The 2396-nt window shown below is 68.2% G+C and carries 2 protein-coding genes; both read left to right on the top strand.

The features are described 5' to 3' along the window. The coding region (locus tag OXU32_12475; protein MDE0074763.1) for a hypothetical protein at window positions 1–320 on the top strand (320 nt) is incomplete at its 5' end. A gap of 153 nt (window positions 321–473) precedes the next feature. After that, window positions 474–2396: PQQ-binding-like beta-propeller repeat protein (locus tag OXU32_12470; protein MDE0074762.1), on the top strand; the 1923-nt coding region annotated here is incomplete at its 3' end.

Below are 2396 nucleotides of genomic sequence, written 5' to 3'. Positions count from 1 at the left end.
TCGGCTTCTCGCAGGGGGCGCACACTGCGTCCCGATGGGTGGTGCTGGGGCACACGAACGTGCACGAGCTGGTGCTCTGGGGCGCCGGCCTCGCCACCGACCTGGCCCCGGATGCCCTCGCGGCAGGGCTGGAAGGCGTGCACGTCACGTTCGTGCGGGGCGCGCTCGACAAGTTCCGTGACAGACGGGAGGAGGAGGCTCAGGAAGCGTTGCTGGAGGAGCTGGGTGTGTCCTTGCGCGTACTGGTTCATCCGGTCGAGCACGAGATCGCGCCCGAACCGCTTCTGGCTGTCGCGGAAGCTGAAGTGCTTGAAGGCTGATTCCGGCTCCTCACGGGAGACGCCGCTCGTCCTGAAACAAACGCCCCGCAACGAACGCTCCAGCTCCGGTCCCCACCGGGTGCCTCGCGTCTCTCCGCGCATTACGTTCAGCCCCGCAGCCGGAACATCAGCGCACCGGATACGGAGGCCTCCATGCGCACGAGTCGAACGAAGAGCACGGGAACGAACCTGCACCGCAACCGGATGGCGCTCGCAGCCTGCTTCGTCACGACGGCAGCCTTCCTGGCTTCTTCTTGCGCAGACGCCGGTCTCGGAGGGAGTGACGGTTCCGGGGAGAACCTCGATGGCGATCCTGCAGCGACCACCGAGTGGACCTATTACGGCGGCCAGAACTCCTTCAACCGGTACTCCCCGCTCACGCAGATCAGCGCGGAAAACGTCGCGTCGCTCAAAATCGCATGGCAGCGCCCCGGCGTCGATGCGAGCCTGCAGGACGAGTTCCCCGAGCTCGCCTTCAACAACTACCTGCGCGGGACCCCGATCCTCGTCGACGGGACGCTGTACGCGCCCAACGCGGTGGGTCTGGTGGAGGCCTTCGATCCCGGGACCGGGAAGACCCGCTGGGTCCAGCAGGCGGCTTCTCTGGAAGATGCGCGCGGACGCAGCTTCCGCGGCGTCGCACACTGGAGCGGGGACGGCGCCGAGGATCTTACCTCCGACAACGGACACGCCGGCGGACGCATCATCTCCGTACGCGGATCCAGGCTGCACGCGCTCGATGCCGGGACCGGGAAGCCCGTGGCGTCGTTCGGCGACGGCGGCAGCGTAAACCTCGTGCCCGAGGGCCGCGACCGGTTCAGCTGGAGTTCGGGACCCATCGTCGTCGGCGACATCATCATCATCGCGGGCACCGTCGACGGTGCCGGGGACTCGGGCACGGAATGGCGCGACAGCGAGCCGGAGGACATCCGCGGCTACGATGCCCGTACCGGACAGCTTGCGTGGACCTTCCACGTCATCCCCCGGGAGGGAGAATTCGGCGCCGACACCTGGGGCGACGGCTCGCGCGAGTTGTCGGGAGACGTCGGCTCGTGGTGCTGCCTGAGCGCCGACGACGAACTGGGCATCGTCTACGTGCCTCTCGGCGCCCCGACCTCCGCCTACTACGGCGGGCACCGCCCCGGCGACAACCTCTTCTCGAACAGCCTGGTGGCGCTCGACGCCGCGAGCGGCGAGCGGCTCTGGCACTTCCAGATGGTGCACCACGACATCTGGGAGTACGACACCCTCGGCCCGCCAGTCCTGGGGCGGATCAACGTGGACGGGCGCGCGATCGACGCGGTAATGCAGGCGAGCAAAACCGGCTTCCTCTTCACCTTCGACCGCCGCACGGGTGAACCGGTGTGGCCCATCGAAGAGAGGGAAGTGCCACAGTCGAAGGTGCCCGGCGAGGCGACCTCCCCGACCCAGCCCTTCCCGAGCAAGCCGGCGCCGTTCGACCGGCAGGGCGTCTCCGAGAAGGACCTGATCGACTTCACTCCCGAGATCCACAAGCGGGCTCTCGCGCTGGCGGATTCACTGGTCCTGGGCCCTCTCTTCACGCCCCCGATGGAAGAAGGCTCGATCGAGGGGAAGATCGGCACCTACGTCGTCCCGGGAGCGTGGGGCGCGGGCAACTGGCACCTGTCCAGGACGGATGAACCGGGCGAGATGGAGTTCGGCACGCAGGGCGGATGGCCCCGTGCGGAGATCGAGGGTCTGCCCATCGTCAGGCCGCCCTGGGGCCGGATCACGGCCATCGACATGGACCGGGGCGAGCATCTCTGGATGGCGCCCAACGGCGACGCCCCCAACGATCATCCCCTGCTCGAGGGCCTGGATCTGCCCGCCCTCGGCAACGCGAACCGGCCGGCGCCGCTGCTCACGGCGACGCTGCTGTTCATCGGGGAGGGAAGCGACGCGGTCATCGGCACCCCGGATACCCACTGGGGAACCGAATTCCGGGCCTACGACAAGGCGACAGGCGACGTCGTGTGGGAGATGGACCTCCCGTCGGGCACAACCGGCGGCCCCATGACCTACATGCACGAGGGCAGGCAGTACATCGTGGTCGCC

It is taken from the genome of Gammaproteobacteria bacterium, assembly GCA_028819075.1.
Classification (GTDB): domain Bacteria; phylum Gemmatimonadota; class Gemmatimonadetes; order Longimicrobiales; family Gaopeijiaceae; genus BD2-11.
The sequence above is the reverse complement of the archived record's forward strand: the minus strand, read 5'-3'. Positions and strand labels throughout refer to the sequence as shown.